This is a genomic window from Pseudonocardia alni (assembly GCF_002813375.1).
GTDB lineage: Bacteria > Actinomycetota > Actinomycetes > Mycobacteriales > Pseudonocardiaceae > Pseudonocardia > Pseudonocardia alni.
Window position 1 is genome coordinate 4,329,225 of the sequence record NZ_PHUJ01000003.1, and the last position, 14,500, is coordinate 4,343,724.

General features: G+C 74.7%; 14 protein-coding genes. 8 read left to right on the top strand and 6 right to left on the bottom strand.

The features are described 5' to 3' along the window. Nucleotides 1-51: 51 nt before the first annotated feature. From ATL51_RS21435 to ATL51_RS21460, 6 genes are all read right to left on the bottom strand, one after another. Entirely contained in the window at nt 52-1,674 is a 1,623-nt protein-coding gene (locus ATL51_RS21435; protein ID WP_100879737.1) for a solute symporter family protein, read from the bottom strand. Beyond that, nucleotides 1,671-2,024, bottom strand: coding sequence for a DUF485 domain-containing protein (locus ATL51_RS21440; RefSeq protein WP_073578336.1), 354 nt, complete (start codon nt 2,022-2,024; stop codon nt 1,671-1,673). Before ATL51_RS21440 ends, ATL51_RS21435 begins: the two co-directional genes overlap by 4 nt. 189 nt (nt 2,025-2,213) lie before the next feature. Continuing rightward, nucleotides 2,214-3,881 (bottom strand): sodium/solute symporter, encoded by a 1,668-nt coding sequence (locus tag ATL51_RS21445; RefSeq protein ID WP_100879738.1) that lies wholly within the window; start codon nt 3,879-3,881, stop codon nt 2,214-2,216. Beyond that, nucleotides 3,878-4,216: a hypothetical protein gene (locus ATL51_RS21450; protein WP_073578338.1), complete on the bottom strand. Its 339-nt coding sequence runs from the start codon at nt 4,214-4,216 to the stop codon at nt 3,878-3,880. The genes ATL51_RS21445 and ATL51_RS21450 overlap by 4 nt, the downstream gene beginning before the upstream one ends. After that, nucleotides 4,213-5,073: a LytR/AlgR family response regulator transcription factor gene (locus tag ATL51_RS21455; protein WP_100879739.1), complete on the bottom strand. Its 861-nt coding sequence runs from the start codon at nt 5,071-5,073 to the stop codon at nt 4,213-4,215. Before ATL51_RS21455 ends, ATL51_RS21450 begins: the two co-directional genes overlap by 4 nt. A gap of 1 nt (nt 5,074) precedes the next feature. Further along, on the bottom strand, nt 5,075-6,166 hold the full coding sequence (locus tag ATL51_RS21460; protein WP_301549119.1) for a sensor histidine kinase: 1,092 nt from the start codon (nt 6,164-6,166) through the stop codon (nt 5,075-5,077). A 117-nt stretch (nt 6,167-6,283) separates the two neighbouring features. Here ATL51_RS21460 and ATL51_RS21465 point away from each other — a divergent pair, with 117 nt between their 5' ends. The 8 genes from ATL51_RS21465 to ATL51_RS21500 all read left to right on the top strand — a co-directional run bounded on the left by ATL51_RS21465 (nt 6,284) and on the right by ATL51_RS21500 (nt 14,484). Further along, complete coding sequence (locus ATL51_RS21465; RefSeq protein WP_202416755.1) at nt 6,284-7,282, top strand: potassium channel family protein; 999 nt, start codon at nt 6,284-6,286, stop codon at nt 7,280-7,282. 45 nt (nt 7,283-7,327) lie between these two features. Then, entirely contained in the window at nt 7,328-8,020 is a 693-nt protein-coding gene (locus tag ATL51_RS21470) for a thiamine pyrophosphate-dependent enzyme (protein ID WP_100879740.1), read from the top strand. Further along, nucleotides 8,017-8,958 carry a transketolase family protein gene (locus ATL51_RS21475; RefSeq protein WP_100879741.1) on the top strand — a complete coding sequence of 314 codons (942 nt, stop codon included), beginning with the start codon at nt 8,017-8,019 and terminating at the stop codon, nt 8,956-8,958. Before ATL51_RS21470 ends, ATL51_RS21475 begins: the two co-directional genes overlap by 4 nt. 9 nt (nt 8,959-8,967) lie before the next feature. Beyond that, complete coding sequence (locus tag ATL51_RS21480) at nt 8,968-9,831, top strand: exodeoxyribonuclease III (RefSeq protein WP_100879742.1); 864 nt, start codon at nt 8,968-8,970, stop codon at nt 9,829-9,831. A gap of 105 nt (nt 9,832-9,936) precedes the next feature. Further along, nucleotides 9,937-10,842 carry a DUF4142 domain-containing protein gene (locus tag ATL51_RS21485; protein WP_167410031.1) on the top strand — a complete coding sequence of 302 codons (906 nt, stop codon included), beginning with the start codon at nt 9,937-9,939 and terminating at the stop codon, nt 10,840-10,842. Continuing rightward, the gene (locus tag ATL51_RS21490) at nt 10,839-11,768 is read left to right on the top strand and encodes a class F sortase (RefSeq protein WP_100879744.1); all 930 of its coding nucleotides are present in this window, start codon (nt 10,839-10,841) and stop codon (nt 11,766-11,768) included. Before ATL51_RS21485 ends, ATL51_RS21490 begins: the two co-directional genes overlap by 4 nt. 58 nt (nt 11,769-11,826) lie before the next feature. After that, the gene (locus ATL51_RS21495; RefSeq protein WP_083659143.1) at nt 11,827-13,104 is read left to right on the top strand and encodes an aldehyde dehydrogenase family protein; all 1,278 of its coding nucleotides are present in this window, start codon (nt 11,827-11,829) and stop codon (nt 13,102-13,104) included. A 39-nt stretch (nt 13,105-13,143) separates the two neighbouring features. Beyond that, nucleotides 13,144-14,484 (top strand): M16 family metallopeptidase, encoded by a 1,341-nt coding sequence (locus ATL51_RS21500; protein ID WP_208623046.1) that lies wholly within the window; start codon nt 13,144-13,146, stop codon nt 14,482-14,484. Nucleotides 14,485-14,500 lie beyond the last annotated feature (16 nt).

Consider the following 14,500-nt stretch of genomic DNA (forward strand, 5'->3'; position numbering starts at 1 on the left):
CGCGCCCCCGGGGACGGGGACGCGGGCTCTCCGCGTGGGGGTGGCCTGCGGTCAGTGCGCCTCGGCCTTGGCGATGCCGGCACCGGTCAGGGACCGGACCTCCATCTCGGCGTACTTGCTGCCGTCGTGGCGCTTCTGCCCGATGTAGGTCCCGACCACGCCGAGCAGGAACGACAGCGGGATCGAGACCAGGCCGGGGTTGGCCAGCGGGAACCAGGCGAAGTCCACACCCGAGAAGATCGACGTCTCGGCGCCCGACACCACCGGCGAGAAGACGATCAGCACCAGGGTGCTGATCAGACCGCCGTAGATCGAGAACAGGCCGCCGGTGGTGTTGAACCGCTTCCAGAACAGCGAGTACAGGATCGTCGGCAGGTTCGCCGACGCAGCCACCGCGAAGGCCAGCGCCACGAGGAAGGCGACGTTCTGGTCCTTGGCCAGGATGCCGCCGACGATCGCGACGATGCCGATCACGATCGCGGTCCGCCGGGCGACCCGGACCTGGGTGGCCTCGGTGTCCTCGACCTCGCCCCGCTTGATCACGTTGATGTAGACGTCGTGCGCGAACGACGCCGACGCGGTGATCGTCAGCCCGGCGACGACCGCCAGGATCGTCGCGAACGCGATCGCGGCGATGATGCCGAGCAGCACCGGTCCGCCGAGGGCGGCGGCGAGCAGCGGCGCGGCCGAGTTCACCTTGCCCGGCGCGGCCTGGATCGCCTCCGGCCCGACCAGCGCACCGGCCGCGAAGCCGATGACCAGCGTGAACAGATAGAACAGGCCGATCAGCCAGATCGCGACCTCGACCGAGCGGCGGGCCTCCTTGGCCGTGGGCACGGTGTAGAAGCGCATCAGCACGTGCGGCAGGCCCGCGGTGCCGAGCACCAGGGCGATGCCGAGCGAGATGAAGTCGATCTTCGAGGTCAACGACGCGCCGTACTGCTGGCCGGGGGCGAACAGGCCCTCGCCCTTGGGGGAGCCGTCCGCGGCGGCCTGCATGATCGACGAGAAGTTGAAGCCGAACAGCGCCAGTGCCCAGATCGTCATGACCAGCGCGCCCACGATGAGCAGCACCGCCTTGATCATCTGGACCCAGGTGGTGCCGCGCATGCCGCCGATGAGGACGTAGGCGATCATCACGACGCCGACGACGGCGATCACGACACCCTGGGCGAACCCGCCCGAGATGCCGAGCAGCAGCGAGACCAGTGCACCGGCACCGGCCATCTGCGCGAGCAGGTAGAAGAACGACACCGCCAGGGTGGAGGTGGCCGCCGCGGCGCGGATCGGGCGCTGCTTCATCCGGAACGCCAGGACGTCGCCCATGGTGAAACGGCCGGTGTTGCGCAGCAGCTCCGCGACCAGCAGCAGCGCGACCAGCCACGCGACCAGGAAGCCGATCGAGTAGAGGAAGCCGTCGTAGCCGTTGATCGCGATGGCGCCGGCGATGCCCAGGAACGACGCCGCCGAGAGGTAGTCACCGGCGATCGCGAACCCGTTCTGGGTGCCGGAGAAACCCCCGCCCGCGGTGTAGAAGTCGGCGGCGGTCTTCCTCGCCTGCCGACTGTTGACGTAGAAGACGATCCCCAGCGTCACGATCACGAACGCCAGGAAGATGGAGATGTTCAGCGCCGGGTTGCTGTCCGCGGTCGCCGCCAGGACGGTCGGGCTCATCGGGTTCCCTCGATCTCTCCGCGGAGCTTCGACGACAGCGGGTCGAGCACACGGCCGGCGAAGCGGATGTAGACCACGGTGATCGCGAAGGTGGACACGAACTGCAGCAACCCGAGGACCAGACCCAGGTTGATGTTGCCCAGCACCGGGATCGCCATGAAGTCCGTCGCGAACGTCGCGAGCAGCACGTACAGCAGGTACCAGGCCAGGAACCCGGCGGTGACCGGGAAGACGAACCCGCGCAGACGCCTGCGCAGCTCCTGGAAGTCGGGGCTCGCCTGTGCGGCGGCCCAGTCGGGAGTTCCCGGCGTCGGACCGCCGGGCTGCTCGTCGGACTCGGTCGTACTCACGTATGCCTCCTTGCACAAGCCACGCACGGCCACGGGACCGGACCCAGGAAAGGGCCTTCGGGCCGTGTGCGGAACCCCACACGCACGCTCCGGGCGGCCCAAGATGCAAGCGGCCGACGACCGGACGATCGAGCGCGGCACCGAACGACGAGCGGTCTTGACTTCGATGTCGCCGCTACGCTAAAGCGCTCACTCCCGATCGGCCAGATGGAGCCGCAGCATCGTAGCTTCCGCGTTCGACGGAACGTGATCGCCCAGTGACACGGCGATCATGACGAGGAACGCGCAGGGCACCGACCACAGCGCGGGCTGGGCGAGCAGCATGCCCGCCGTCCCGCCGAGCCCGAGCGCGGCGCCCAGCGCCATCGACCCGACCGTCGCGAGCAGCCCGGTGACCATCCCTGCGTACGCGCCGCGCGCGGTCAGCCCCTTCCACCACAGGCCGAGCACCAGCAGCGGGCAGAACGTCGACGCCGCGACGGTGAACGCCGAGGTCACCGCCGCGCTGACGTCGACGCGCACCATCAGCAGCGCCGCCGGTACGACGGCCGCCGACGCGGCCAGCGCGGTCAGCCGCAGCCGGCGCAGCCCCGAGGGCATGAGGTCGTGGGCGAGCGCCCCGGACAGCGCGAGCAGCAGCCCGAGCGAGGTGGCCAGGAACGCGGCGAACGCCCCCGCGGTGAGCATCGCGGTCAGGGCCGCCGCGGTGCCGCCGCCGGTGACCCGGCCGGGCAGCGTGACGATCGCGGTGTCGGTGCCCTGCGACAGGTACAGCTCGGGGGTGAGCACCGTCCCGAGCAGCCCGTAGACGATCGGGAACAGGTAGAACGCGCCGAGCATCGCGACGGTGATCGCCGCGGTGCGCCGGGCGCCGCGCCCGTCCGGACTGGTGTGGAAGCGCACGATGATGTGCGGCAGCCCCATCGTCCCCAGCGCTGTCGCGACCAGCACCGACCAGGTCGTCAGCAGCGGCGAGGTATCGGCGGTGCCGAGCAGCGGCAGTGCCCACTCGGCGCCGCCGGGCACCGGCAGCGACGCCCCGTCGCCGCCCAGCTCGGGCACGGCGGCACCGTCGGGGAAGACCCAGACGGCGTCGGCGGCGGCGTGGTGCGGGCCAGGGGTGAGCGGGACCGGCATCCCGTCGACGACCACGACGGTCGGCTCGGTCAGCACGAGCTCGGTGTCGAGCCGGAAGTCCACCGGGGTCTCGGCGGTGAACCGGGTGAACTCCGGCGGGGCGACCATGTCGGCGCGCAGCTGCGGCCCGGCGAGCAGCAGCAGCCAGATCGCGGGCCCGGCGAACAGCAGGAGCTTGAGCGCGAACTGGAACGCCTGCACGTAGGTGGCGGCGCGCATCCCGCCCAGCGCCAGGGTCAGGCCGACGGCGAGCCCGGACACCACGACCCCGACCCAGTAGTCGACGCCCGACACCAGCGTGAGCAGCTGCCCGGCCGCGACGATCTGCGGCACCAGGTAGAGCACCGCGATCACCACGACGACCACCGCGCAGAACCGGCGCAGCGACCGCGACCCGAGGCGGGCCTCGGCGAACCCGGGCACGGTCAGTGCCCCGGAGCGGCGCATCGGCGCGGCGACCAGCGCGAGCATCAGCAGGTAGCCCGCGGCGAACCCGACCGGGTACCAGAGCGCCCCCGTGCCCTCCTTGATCACCAGCCCGGCGACGCCGAGGAACGACGCCGCCGACAGGTACTCCCCGGAGACCGCGGCTGCGTTGAGCATCGGCGAGGTCCGCCGGGACGCGACGAGGAAGTCCGAGGTGGTGCGCATCGCCGCGACGCCACGTGCCCCGATCAGCACCGTGACCAGCAGCAGGGCGACGACCGCGGCGGCCGTCACGGGCGTTCCGCGCGTTCGGCCCGGCGCAGATGCCACCACGCCAGCCCGCCGAGCAGCGGGTACGGGAGCCAGGCGACCGCGATCCAGCCCAGCGGGAGCCCCCCGACCCGCCACTGGGCCAGATCCGGCGCGAGCCGCAGCAGCACCGGCAGCCCGAACAGCAGCACCGCGGCGCAGGCCAGGGTGACCACGGCGCGCCGCAGCTGGGCCCGGCGCAGCCCGCGGGCCCGCTCGGTCAGCCCCGGGTCGAGCGCCGCGGCCGGCTGTGGGCGCGGTACGGCGGTACCCCGCTCGGGCGGTGCGCTGACCGCGACCCGGCGCGGGCGGGCGGTCACGGCCGCCCCCGGCCGCTTCCCGGGCCGTCGCCGTCGGGGGCGCGGTGGCCGTCGAGCGCCCCGGCGGTGGCCGCGGCGAGCAGCTGGTCGCGCAGGTCCCGGGCGTGGCGACGACTGACCGGCACGTCACCGGCATCGGTGTGGGCGAGCAGGCCGCCGCCGGCGTCGCTGCGCAGCTCGCGGACCGCGGGGAGGTGCAGCAGGAAGCTGCGGTGCACGCGGACGAAGCGGTGCGGGTCCCAGTGCTCCTCCAGCCGGGACAGCGGGATCCGCACGAGGTGTGAGCCCCCGGGCAGGTGCAGCCGCACGTAGTCGCCGTGGGCCTCGACGAAGCGGACGTCCTCGCGGCGGACGTAGCGGGTGCGCCCGGCGGCCTCCACCGGCAGCACGGCGAGCTCGTCGACGCGGGGGAGCGCGGGCCCGGCCGGTTCCGGTGCGGTCCCCCCCGCGGTGCCCGGCCCGGCGGCCGAGCGGCCCGCCCGGGCCCGGTGCACCCGGCCGAGCGAGTCGGCGAGCCGGTCCGCGCCGACCGGTTTGAGCAGGTAGTCGACGGCGCCGAGGCCGTACGCGGCGACGGCGTGCTCCTCGAACGCCGTCACGAAGACGATCTCCGGGGGCGTGGCCATCGCGGCCAGCACACCGCCGAGCTCCAGGCCGTCCATCCCGGGCATGGTGATGTCGAGGAAGACGGCGTCGAACCGGCCGGTGGGGATCGCGCGCAGCGCCTCCACCGCGCCGCCGGCCCGTGCGACCTCGCCGACGTCGGGCGCGTCGGCCAGCAGCGCGCAGATCTCGTCGAGGGCGGGGGCGACGTCGTCGACGGCCAGTACGCGCAGTGGCTCGGCGGGGGGTGTCACCTCAGATCACCACCCCGGGCTGGAACCGCGGGATCCGCAGCACGATCCGGGTGCCCGCGCCGGGCGCGGTCTCGATGACCAGGCCGTGATCGGGGCCGTAGACCGCGCGCAGCCTGCGGTCGACGTTCACCAGCGCCAGCCCGGCGCCCTCGGCGGTGCCGGCCAGTACGGCGCGGGCGTGCTCGGGGCTCATGCCCGGCCCGTCGTCGTCGACGGTGATCACGCAGACGTCCCCCTCGGCCTCGCCGCTGACCTGTACCAGCCCGCCGTCGGGGGAGCGCTCGACGCCGTGCTGCACCGCGTTCTCCACCAGCGGCTGCAGCGCCAGCACCGGGACCGGCACCGGCAGCACCTCCGGCGCCACCCGCACCTGCACCCGCAGCCGCTCGCCGAGCACGGCGCGGGCGAGGGTCAGGTAGGCCTCGACCGAGCGGAACTCCCCGGCCAGCGGCACGTAGTCGCCGCGTGCGGCGAGCGAGTGCCGGATGAACTCGGCGAAGGTCTCCAGCAGGTCGCGGGCGCGCGCCGGGTCCGAGCGGACGAACGAGGCGATCGTGGTGAGCGCGTTGTAGACGAAGTGCGGCGAGATCTGGGCCCGCAGCGCGCGCAGCCGGGCGGCCTCGGCCTCGGCCTCGCCGTCGGTCAGGCGGGCGCGTTCGAGGGCGTCGGCGACGAACGCGGCGGTCCGGCGGGCGGCGGCCGACCCGACCCCACCGGCCAGGACGAGCACCGGCCCGTCGCCGACGGGCAGCGCGGTGCGGCCGGCCTCGGTGAGCCGTCGCCCGCGGGCCCGCCCGGCGAGCGCGACGCCGTCGGCGCGGCCGGGGCCCCACCACGAGTCGGGCAGGCCGGGCCGGACCAGGCCCGCCGCCTCGGCGCCGCAGAGCCCGGCGAGCCGGCGCAGCGCCTCGGTCGCGGCGGCGGACCCGGCGGGCTCGCGCAGGCCCGCGGCCACGGCGACGCCCGTCTCGAGGGCCTCGGTCGGGTCCGGTCCGGGTGCGGCACCGCCGCGGAACCGGCGCGCGCTCAGCCGCGGCCGCAGCGACGTGCGCGCAGCAGGCGTCACACGTTCGTGGTCCCCCTCGGCCGACACCTGAGTGAGGATAGGGCCCGGACGGTCGGTGCGGCGCGACCTGGGCGCTAGCCTTCGCACGTGATCGGCTCCACCCGGCTCAGCGAACTCGACCCCCAGGTCGAGGGTGCGCTGCGGATGCCGGACCCGCGGTCGGGCCCGGTGCGCTCGCTGGTGACCCGCCTGGCGATCGCGGTGTTCGCGCTCGGCGCGACGACGTTGATCGTCTTCTTCGGGCGTGACGGCTACCTCGACAACAACGGTACGGGCGAGATCTCGCTGCTCGACGCCCTCTACTACGCGACGGTGTCGCTGTCGACGACCGGCTACGGCGACATCGTGCCGGTCAGCCCGATGGCCCGCTCCATCAACATCGCGGTGATCACCCCGTTGCGGGTGCTGTTCCTGATCGTCCTCGTCGGTACGACCGTCGAGCTGCTCACCGAGCGCTCGCGGCAGTCGTTCCGGATCCAGCGCTGGAGGTCGCGCGTGCGCGAGCACATCGTCGTCGTCGGCTACGGCACCAAGGGGCGCGCGGCGGTGGAGACGCTGCTCGGCGACGACGTGGACCCCGGGAAGATCGTCGTCGTCGACACCGACCGGGCGCGGCTGGACGTGGCCTCCGGGCTGGGCCTGGTCACCGTGTCCGGCAACGCGACCCGCTCCGCGGTGCTCCGCATCGCCGGGGTGCAGCTGGCGACGACGCTGGTCGTCGCCCTGGACCGCGACGACACCGCGGTGCTGGTCACCCTGACCGCCCGTGAGCTGTCCAAGTCGATCTCGATCGTCGCCGCGGTGCGCGAAGCGGAGAACGTGCACCTGCTCCGCCAGTCCGGCGCCAGCTCGGTGATCGTGTCCGACGAGACGGCCGGGCGGCTGCTGGGCGTCGCGACCCGCTCGCCCGCCGTCGTCGAGGTGGTGGAGGACCTGCTCACCCCGGACGCCGGCTTCGCGATCTCCCAGCGCCAGGTCGAGCCGACCGAGGTCGGCGGCTCCCCGCGGCACCTGCCTGACATCGTGCTCGGCGTGGTGCGCGGCGAGCAGCTCCACCGGGTCGACTCGGCCGCCGTCGACGCGCTGGAGCGGGGTGACCAGCTGCTCTACGTCCGCAAGGCGACCCCGCCGGACGAGGAGTAGCTCGGCCCTTGACCTGAAGCCGACTTCAGGTCACAGAGTGGTCGCATGCGATCACCGACCGGCTACGCGGACCTCGCCGGGCTGATGACCCGGATGACCGGCGACGAGAAGCACGAACCCGCCGCGACCTCCACCCTCGACGTCCTGTGGGTCCTCTACGACCGCATCCTGCGCGTCGACCCGCAGCACCCCGACGACCCCGACCGCGACCGCTTCCTGGTCTCCAAGGGGCACGGCCCGATGGCGCTCTACGCCGTCCTCGTCGCCCGCGGGTTCCTCGACGACCACCTGCTCGACCGGTTCGCCGGGTACGACTCGACCCTCGGGCACCACCCCGACCGCACGCTCGTGCCCGGGGTGGAGATCTCCTCCGGCTCGCTCGGCCACGGGCTCGGACTGGCCGTCGGCACCGCGTCGGGGCTGCTGCTGCAGGGCCGCGACGCGCGCACCGTCGTCCTCGTCGGCGACGCCGAGCTCGACGAGGGCTCCAACTTCGAGGCGATCCAGTACGCGGGCCGCGCCGGGCTGTCCGGGCTGAGCGCCGTCGTCGTCGACAACAGCTCGGCGTCGCACGGCTGGCCCGGTGGGATCGCCGGACGCTTCACCGCGGAGGGCTGGGTCGCCGTCGACGCCGACGGCCGCGATCACGACGACCTGGAACGCGCCTTCCGCACCGCACACCCCGACCGACCGCTCGCCGTCGTCGCGCACGTCGAACCGAAGGGGAGCCACCGATGACCGGCTTTGCTCTGCTCACCGATACGCAGCAGCCCACTCCCTCCGACCCCGTGACCCCGCCCGACCTGCGGGAACGCTTTTATGCGCTGCTGCCGGAGCTGATCGCGTTCGACCCGCGGGCCGTCGCGCTGCTGGCCGACATCGGGGCCGGCTACGTCGACGTCCCGCCCGACCTCGCCGACCGCGTGATCAACGTCGGTATCCGCGAGCAGCTGCTCGTCTCCGCCGCCGGTGGGCTCGCGCTGACCGGGATGCGCCCGGTCGTGCACACCTTCGCGCCGTTCCTCGTCGAACGGCCCTACGAGCAGCTCAAGCTCGACCTCGGGCACCAGGGCGTCGGGGCGCTGCTGGTGTCGGCCGGCGGGTCCTACGACATGGCGGGTGCGGGGGAGACCCACTTCGGCCCGCGCGACGTGCCGCTGCTCGACACCCTCGACGGTTGGACCGTCCACGTGCCCGGGCACGCCGACGAGGCGGAGGCGCAGCTGCGGGCCGCCCTGCCCGGCGACGACCGGGTCTACGTCCGGCTCTCGGGCGCGTCCAACGCGCGGCCCTACGGGGCGGGCCCGTCGATGACGGTGCTGCGGCGGGGGCGCCGGGGGACGGTCGTCGCGGTGGGGCCCCTGGCGGACCGGACGCTCGCCGCCGTCGCCGACCTGGACGTGACCGTCCTGTACGCCGGGACCGTCCGCCCGTTCGACGCGGCCGGCCTGCGCGCCACGCTGTCCGAGCCGGACGTCGTGCTCGTGGAGCCCTACCTCGCCAGGACCTCGGTGCGGCACGTCTCCGACGCGCTCGCCGACCTGCGGCACCGGGTCCTCGGGCTCGGGGTCGGCGCCGCCGATCTGCGTCGCTACGGCAGCCCGGAGGACCACGACGCCGCGCACGGCCTGGACGTCGCGGGCATCCGCCGGTCGGTGACGCGCTTCCTCTCGTAGGGTCGGGGCGTGCGTCTGGCCACCTGGAACGTGAACTCCGCGAAGTCCCGGCTGCCGCGGCTGCTGCCGTGGCTCGACGAGCGGGAACCCGACGTCGTCTGCCTCCAGGAGACCAAGCTCTCCGACGACGACTTCGCCGCGGCCTTCGACGAGGCACTGGCCGAGCGCGGCTACGCGAGCACGCACCACGGCCAGGGCCGGTGGAACGGCGTCGCCCTGCTGTCGCGGGTGGGTCTGGACGACGTCGTGCGCGGCCTGCCCGACGAGCCCGTCTTCACCGAGGGCGGGCTGGAGGTCCCGGACGCGCGCTCCGTCACCGCCACCTGCGGCGGGCTGCGGGTCACCTCGGTGTACGTGCCGAACGGCCGCAGCCCGGAGGACCCGCACTACGCCTACAAGCTGCGCTGGCTCGGTGCACTGCGCGAGCTGGTCGCGACGGGCGACCCCGCGTCGACCGTGGTGGCCGGGGACGTGAACATCGCCCCCACCGACGACGACGTCTGGGACCGTTCCCTGTTCGACGGCGCCACCCACGTCACCCCCGACGAGCGGGCCGCGCTCGCCGCGCTGCTCGGGACCGGGCTGCGCGACGTCCTGCGCGAGCGCTGGCCCGACGAGCGCGTGTTCAGCTACTGGGACTACCGGGCCGGCCGGTTCCACCAGGACCAGGGGATGCGGATCGACCTGGTGCTGGCCGGGTCGGGCCCGGCCGACCGTCGCGCGGCGGTGTGGGTGGACCGCAAGGCGCGCAAGGGGAAGCTCCCCAGCGACCACGCCCCGGTCGTCCTGGACCTCGACGAGGCCCCCGACGGCGACGTCGGCCCGGTCGTCCCGCCGCCCTCGGCCCCGGCACCGCTCAGCCGTCGGCGATAACCACTCGCCGCCCGCGTAGGACCTGTCGTGTGGTTCGAGTTGCAACGTCCGGAGTAAGCCGATAGCCCATCAGGCGTACACCGCTACCTCCGGGGGATGACTCGCATGACGACGACCACGAACCACCCGCGCCGGATCAGCCGCACCGTCGGTGCCGCCGTCGCCGCGGCCGCACTCGTGGGGCTGACCGCCTGCGGTGGCGAGACGCCGCAGGTGCCGAACCTGCCCGACAACCTCCCGCAGGTCCCGGGCGTCGGCGACCCGCGCCAGGCGTTCGGCGACGCGCACCAGAAGGCGCTCGGCCTCGCCGCGCTCGGCGGCATCGGCCTGGAGCAGGGCGTCGGGGACAAGGTCAAGGAGCTCGCGCCGCAGGTGCAGGGCGAGGGCCAGCAGATCAACGACAAGCTGCGGGGGCTGGCGTCGTCGATCGGCGTCTCGCTGCCCGACCAGGTCTCCCCGGAGATCCAGTCCCAGGTCGACGACCTCAAGGCCCGCACCGGTGAGCAGTTCGACCAGGGCTGGCTGCAGGCCGCGCAGGAGCAGGTCGGACAGCTCAGCGACCAGGCCCAGCAGCTGCTGAACGTCCCCGGCCTGCCGCCGGAGCAGCTCGATCAGGCCCGCGCGCAGCTCACGAACCTGGGTGAGCTGAAGACCAAGCTGGACCAGGCCGCGGCCGAGGCCGGGGCCACGACCCCGGGCTCCGGCTCGGACAACCCCGGGAACGGCACCGACGGGAACGGCACCGACGGGAACGGCGCCGACGGGAACGCCGCCGGGTCCGGCGACGGGACCGCGCCCGGTGCGGGCACCGGCAACGGCACCGGCAACGGCTCGGCCTCCGGTTCCGGTGACGCCGCGGGCCGGGGCGGCTCCGGCGCGCCCGCCGTCGACGCCGGCACCGGCGGTCAGGCCGCGTCGGCGTCCGACGCCGCGCTGCCCGTCGCGCTCGGCGGTGCCGGGCTGCTGCTGCTCGTCGCCGGCGCCGTCCGGCTGCGTCGCGCCCGCGCGTGACACCGCGGCGCCGGCGCCCGGCCGGGGGCGTACGGGGAGCGGCCGCGCTGCTGATCCTCGGCGCCGCCCTGCTGGGCGCCGGCGCCGGTCTCGCACTCGGTGACGACGCCCGCGTCGAGGCGAGCGACCTCGGCGCCGTGCCCGCGGGAACCGCCCCCGCCGCGACGCGTGCGGTGCCGGTGGCCCGGGCGGTGCCGGTCCTGGCGCCGCCGGACCCGGCTCCGGTGGTCGGGGCGCCCGACGCCGCGGCGCTGCCGGGGGCGGCTGTTCCCGGTCCTTCCGGCCCGCCCGCTCCCTCGGTCCCGCCCCCACCCGCGTCCGCCGGGCTCCCGGCGGGCCCGCTCCCCGGCCCCGGCGACCGCACCGGCCCCCTGCCCCGCTCCACCGGCCCGGCGCCGATCGCGCCGCGCGAGCCGTGGACCGTCTCGGCGGTCTACCCGCTGCCCGTGGCCGAGCCCGGTGCCGCGTCGCCGCCGGTCGTCCCGTCCGTCCTGGAGCTCCCCGCCCGCGGCCTGTCCGCCCCCGTCGACGCGGTCGGCACCGCCCCGAACGGCGGGATGGTCGTCCCCGACCAGGTGCGCACGGTCGGCTGGTGGGCCCCCGGTGTCCTCCCGGGCGGCGCGTCCGGGAGCGCCGTGATCGCCGGTCACGTCGACTCGCGCACCCAGGGCATCGGGTTCCTGTCGGTGCTGCCGCAGCTCGTCGCGGGCGAGCCGGTCGTCGTCCGTGGCGCCGACGGCCGCACCGCGGCCTACCGGGTCGTCGCGCGTCGCGAGTACGGCAAGCACGACCTGCCCCGCGAGGTGTTCCGCCGCGACGGCGACCCGCAGCTCGTCCTCGTCACCTGCGGCGGGGTGTTCGACCCGGCGGCGGGGAGCTACGAGTCGAACATCGTCGTCTACGCCGTGCCGGCCGCTGCGCCCTGAGCCGTCCTCGCCGGATACCCGGTCGGGCCCGTGGCGACGACCGCCTACCCTGACCTGCGTGAGCAGCACCGTGACCACCCCGCAGGAGACGACCGAGGCGCCGGAGTCCGCCGCCGTCCGTGAGGCCGCGCAGCGCGCCCGGGCCGCCGCCCCGGCCGTCCGCGCCGCGGGCGAGGGCCGGATCGACGACGCCCTGCGCGCCGCCGCCTCGCTGATCCGGGACCGGGCGCACGAGCTGCTCGAGGTCAACGCCGCCGACGTCGCCGCCGCCGAGCGGAACGGCATGGCGGCGGGCCTGCTCGACCGGCTGCGGCTGGACCCCGAGCGGCTCGCCGGCATCGCCACCCAGCTCGAGGTGCTCGCCGCGACCCCCGAGCCGCCCACCGAGTGGCCGGTCCGCACGCTGGAGACCGGCGAGCGGGTGTTCGAGCGGCGCATCCCGGTCGGCGTCATCGGCGCGGTGTTCGAGGCCCGGCCGAACGTGACCGTCGACGTCGCCTCGCAGGTCCTCAAGGCCCGCAGCGCCGCCGTCCTGCGCACCGGGTCCGCCGCGCTCGGCAGTGCCACCGCGCTCGTCGAGCAGGTGCTGCGCCCCGCACTGGCCGACGCCGGGCTCCCCGAGGCCGCCGTGCAGCTCGTCCCGCTGCCCGGCCACGCCGGCGCCGAGGCCCTCGTCGGGTTGCCCGACCTGGTGCCGCTGGTCGTCGTCCGCGGGTCCGGGGACGTCACCCGCAAGCTGTCCGTGCTCGGCGCGACCGCGGGCACCCGGGTGCTCGCCCACGCCGACGGCGGCGGCGTCCTCTACCTCGACGCCAGCGCCACCGAGGCCGACGTCACGCGCCTGGTCACCGACTCCACCGACCGGCTCGGCGTCTGCAACCGGCTCAACCTGCTGCTCGTCGACCGGCCCGTCTACGACACCCTGCTGCCGGTCGCGAAGGCCGCCCTCGACGCCCGCGGCATCGCGCTGTCGCTGCCCCCGCACGACCACCCGCTCGGTCACGAGTGGGCGCTGGACTCCGGCGCCGAGGCGCACGTGACGGTCGCCGTCGTCGACGGCCCCGACGACGCCGCCGACACCGCCGCCCGGGAGACCTCCGGCCTGGCCGCGACGATCTGCGCCGCCGACGAGCAGGTCGCGCACCGTTTCATCGACCGCTACACCGGCACCGGGGTGTTCTGGAACGCGCCGTCGCGGCTGCTCGACGGCTACAAGCTGCTGGGGCTGCCCGAGACCGGCATCAACGTCGATCACACCCCCGGCCCCCGCGGCCCGGTCACCTACCGCGACCTCGGGCTGCGCCAGTTCGTGATCCTGCCGCCCGAGCACGCCTGACCGGGCAGGTTGTCGGGGGTGGGGGATAGCCTCGCTCCCGTGTCCGTGATCGCCGACAAATCCGCTCTCGAGCTGCACCGGGCCACGCTGGCCAACGGGCTGCGCGTGCTCGTCGTCCCGGACCCGGCCACCCCGGTGGTCGGGGTCTCGGTGCACGTCGACGTGGGCTTCCGTTCCGAGCCGGAGGGCCGCACCGGCTTCGCGCACCTGTTCGAGCACCTGATGTTCCAGGGCAGCGAGAGCCTGGAGAAGCTGGAGCACTTCCGGCAGGTCCAGTCCGCGGGCGGGATCTTCAACGGCTCGACCCACCAGGACTACACCGACTACTTCCAGGTGCTGCCCGGTGCGGCGCTGGAGCGGGCGCTGTTCCTGGAGTCCGACCGGCTGCGCGCCCCGAAGCTCACCGTCGAGAACCTGCGCAACCAGGTGGACGTCGTGAAGGAGGAGATCCGGCTCAACGTCCACAACCGCCCCTACGGCGGGTTCCCGTGGATCCTGCTGCCGCCGGTCCTCTACGACACCTTCCCGAACGCGCACAACGGCTACGGCGACTTCTCCGAGCTGGAGCAGGCGAGCCTGGACGACGCGGCCGCGTTCTTCGACACCTTCTACGCGCCGGGCAACGCGCTGGTCACCGTGCACGGTGACCTGTCCGAGCACGGCGTCGACGGCACCCTCGCCCTGGTCGAGCGGCACTTCGGGGACATCCCCGCCCGGCCCGTCCCGCAGCGGCCGTCGTTCGCCGAGCCCGCTCCCGGCGCGGAGCGGCGGCAGACCGTGGCCGACGCCCACGCCCCGCTACCCGCCCTGGCGCTCGGCTACCGCGTCCCCGACCCGGCCGCGGAGCCCGACGCCTACCTGGCCCACGCCATGCTCGCCACCGTCCTGGCCGACGGCGAGGCCTCGCGGCTGCAGCGCCGCCTGGTCCACGGCGGCGCCGACGGAGCCGGCCTGGTCACCGACGTCTCGGCGTCCAACGGCCTGATGGGCGGCCCGTTCGACGCCCGCGACCCCGACACCTTCACGATCACCGCGGTGCACCCGGCCGAGGTGTCCGCGGACCGGGTCACCGCCGCGGTCGACGAGGAGCTGGACCGCCTCGCCGAGCAGGGCCCCGGCACCGAGGAGCTGGAGCGCCAGACCGCCCGCTGGGTCGCCGCGCTGCACCGCGAGGACGACCGTGTCATGTACCGGATGCTCGGGCTCGGCGCCCGCGAACTGCTCTACGGCCGCGCCGAGCTCGCCGTGGAGCTCCCCGGCAGGCTGGCCGCCCTGACCGGTGCCGACGTCGCCGCCGCGGCCGCCCGGCTGCGTTCGGCCGGGCGGGCCGTTCTGCTGGTCGAGCCGGCCGCCGAACCGTCCGGGGACGGCGACGCGTGAGCGCCCCGACCCGTCC